Source organism: Methylobacterium sp. WL6 (assembly GCF_008040095.1).
Taxonomy (GTDB): domain Bacteria; phylum Pseudomonadota; class Alphaproteobacteria; order Rhizobiales; family Beijerinckiaceae; genus Methylobacterium.
In genome coordinates, this window is the sequence record NZ_VRVH01000473.1 from 1 (window position 1) to 2,349 (window position 2,349).

The following is a 2,349-nucleotide window of genomic DNA, read 5'->3' on the forward strand; positions in this document are numbered from 1 at the left end:
CCCGCAGACCACGCAGGCGCTTGCCACCGCCGCCCCCGCGGAGGCGAAGGCGGCGCAGGCCCGGAGCGCGGTGCCGCAGGTGTCGAGCATGGCCTCGCTCGCCGGCGACCTCGCCACCCTGCCCGCCGGCCTGTCGAAGCTCCGCCAGGCGGCGCAGGAGGGCGACGGCACCGCGGTCTGGGAACTGGCCGGGCGCGCCGCGGACGGGCGCGGCCTGCCGCGCGACCTGTCGCTGGCGGCCAAGCTCTACGAGAAGCTCGCCGGCGCCGGCTACGCGCCGGCCCAGTACAAGTACGCCGGTCATTACGAGAAGGGCGCCGGCCTCGTGCGCGACCTCGACAAGGCCAAGATGTGGTACGGCCGCGCCGCCGAGCAGGGCCATGCCCGCTCGATGCACAACCTCGCGGTGATCTACGCCGAGAACCCGAGCGCGACCGGCAAGCCGGACTACGCCTCGGCCGCCTCGTGGTTCAGGCAGGGGGCCGAGTACGGGGTGCGCGACAGCCAGTACAACCTCGCGGTGCTCTACGCCCGCGGCCTCGGCCTGACCCAGGACCTCGCGCAATCCTACGCCTGGTTCGCCGCCGCCGCCGCGCAGGGCGACGAGGATGCCGGCAAGAAGCGCGACGACGTGGCGACCAAGCTGAGCCCGGCCGACCTCGCCGCGGCGCGCAGCATCGCCGCGAACTTTAAGCCGCACCGGCTCGACCGCGCGGTCAACGAACCCCCGGTCGCCAAGGACGCCGCCGGGCCGATGACCCTGCTCGGCGCCCCGGCCCCGATCGCTCCCGCCCTCGGCCAGACCGCCCGCAAGGGGGTCTGAGCGCGAGCGCATGGGTGGCCCGGACCGGCGTTCCGGGCGGCGGAAGCTTGACCATGATGCCGCAGTGCGGGAACCCTCCGCGGTGGCGTTCGTAGGATACGTGATTCGATATGCGACCGCCGATCCGCAGCGGGCAGCCCGGAGGTCGGATGGCGCGCGTCTCCCCCGTACCGACCGGCGCCGTCCTCCTTGGCGTCGCGGGACTGATTCCGTTCGTCGGCTTCGCCGCGCTCGCCGTCAGCGGCAGCGACGGCGGCCTCGGCACGATCGGCCTGTCGCCGCGCACCATCCTCTCGGCCTACGGCGCGGTGATCGCGTCCTTCCTCGGCGGCATCCGCTGGGGCGCGGCGGCGGCGCGCAACGCCGGCAACGCCGACTACCTCATCGCCATCGTCCCGTCGCTTCTGGCCTGGGCCGCGCTGGCGGCCCCCGCCCCGTGGGACCTGCGGACCCTCGGCATCCTGGTGCTCGCCTGGGGCGTGGTCGACCAGGACCTCGCCCGGCGCGGCCTCGTCCCGGTCTGGCTCGGTCGCCTGCGCCTGGTGCTTTCGGGCGTCGCCGGCGCCGCCCTCCTGGTCGCGGCCTGATCGTCGCGCGGGTCGCCGACCGTCGACGACCCATTCACCCGGCGATCGGCCTGCGCGGGACCCGGCCCGGGCCTCAGAACGGCAGCTTCATGCCGGGCGGCAGCGGCAGGCCCTTGGTGAGCTCGGCCATGCGCTCCTGCGCCGCCTGCTCGGCCTTGCCGCGCGCGTCGTTGACCGCGGCGAGGATCAGGTCCTCGAGGATCTCGCGCTCGTCGGCGACCATCAGGCTCGGGTCGATGGCGACGGCCTTGACGAGGCCCTTGGCGGTCATCGTCACGCGCACGGAGCCACCGCCGGAGGCCCCCGAGACCTCGACCGTGTCGAGCTCGGCCTGGAGGCCGGCCATCTTCTCCTGCATGGCCTGAGCCTGCTTCATGATGCCCATGATGTCGCGCATGCGGATCGGTCTCTCGTTCGTGGGGTGAAGCGTGATCTGGGAAGCCGGGCGGGCGGATGCCAGCGTCAGGCGTCGTCGGCCTCGCCGTCCTCGGTCGCGGCCTCGTCGAGGCCTGCCGGGGCTTCGAGGTCTGCGGAGGCCGCCTCGGGGGCGTTGTCGCGCACGTCGACGATCTGCGCGCCGGGGAAACGCGCCAGCACCTCGCGCACCAAGGGGTGCGAGGCGGCGTTCTCGCGGCGGCTCTCGATCGCGGCACGGGCCTGCGCGTCGAGCGTCGGCGCGCCCGCCTCCCGCGAGGGCGTGACGATCCAGCGGCGGCCGGTCCACTGCTCGAGCGCCTTGGCGAGGTCGGCATGCAGGGAGGGGCGCCCGCCGTCCGCCTGACGGAACTCGATGCGGCCGTCCTCGAAGCGCACGAGATGCGCCTCGCGCTCCAGCGCCGATTTCAGAAGGATGTCGCGGCGGGCGTCGGCGAGCGCCACCACGTCCTCGAACCGGGACAGGCGCGGGCCGGCCGGCTCGGCGGGCCGGCCCTGCACCAC

At 74.4% G+C, this 2,349-nt stretch carries 3 protein-coding genes and 1 pseudogene; 2 read left to right on the forward strand and 2 right to left on the reverse strand.

Translation table 11 applies throughout. The features are described from left to right. Window positions 1-823: tetratricopeptide repeat protein (locus tag FV230_RS27355; protein WP_147844604.1), on the forward strand; the 823-nt coding region annotated here is incomplete at its 5' end. A 149-nt stretch (window positions 824-972) separates the two neighbouring features. Further along, the gene (locus FV230_RS27360; protein WP_147729576.1) at window positions 973-1,410 is read left to right on the forward strand and encodes a DUF3429 domain-containing protein; all 438 of its coding nucleotides are present in this window, start codon (window positions 973-975) and stop codon (window positions 1,408-1,410) included. A gap of 73 nt (window positions 1,411-1,483) precedes the next feature. Here the strand turns inward: FV230_RS27360 and FV230_RS27365 are convergent, their stop codons facing one another. Both FV230_RS27365 and FV230_RS27370 read right to left on the reverse strand, forming a co-directional pair. Beyond that, entirely contained in the window at window positions 1,484-1,807 is a 324-nt protein-coding gene (locus tag FV230_RS27365) for a YbaB/EbfC family nucleoid-associated protein (RefSeq protein WP_147729577.1), read from the reverse strand. 65 nt (window positions 1,808-1,872) lie between these two features. Continuing rightward, a pseudogene (locus FV230_RS27370) lies at window positions 1,873-2,349 on the reverse strand (DNA polymerase III subunit gamma/tau); the annotation flags it as partial.

Excerpts from the sequence above, each read along its gene's own strand:
- FV230_RS27365 (WP_147729577.1), bottom strand. The coding sequence starts at position 1,807 with ATGCGCGACATCATGGGCATCATGAAGCAGGCTCAGGCCATGCAGGAG.
- FV230_RS27360 (WP_147729576.1), top strand. The coding sequence starts at position 973 with ATGGCGCGCGTCTCCCCCGTACCGACCGGCGCCGTCCTCCTTGGCGTC.